Genomic DNA, 232 nt, shown 5'->3' with positions numbered 1-232 from the left:
AAGAACGTGTCCACGGCCACCAGGTCGCCCGTGTGGCGCGTCTCGATGTGCCGGTCACGGAATTCCGGACTGAAGCGTTCCAGGGCGCGTATCTGTTCGTCACTGAGCTTGATGTCCCGGCCGCGCACCGACAGAAGCCGCTCGTGGCGCGTGAACAGGCTGTGGCGGCTCCATACGCCCCGGACGCCGCCCGAACTGACCTGCACCCCGCGAAGCACGAGCTGCTGCGCAA

The 232-nt window shown here is 66.8% G+C and carries 1 pseudogene; it reads right to left on the bottom strand.

The window, feature by feature from the left end:
- Window positions 1–232 (bottom strand): annotated as a pseudogene (locus ACYYG1_RS17940) (IS481 family transposase); the annotation flags it as partial.

The organism is Desulfocurvus sp. DL1XJH-121, from assembly GCF_054819825.1.
The sequence above is the reverse complement of the archived record's forward strand: the minus strand, read 5'-3'. Positions and strand labels throughout refer to the sequence as shown.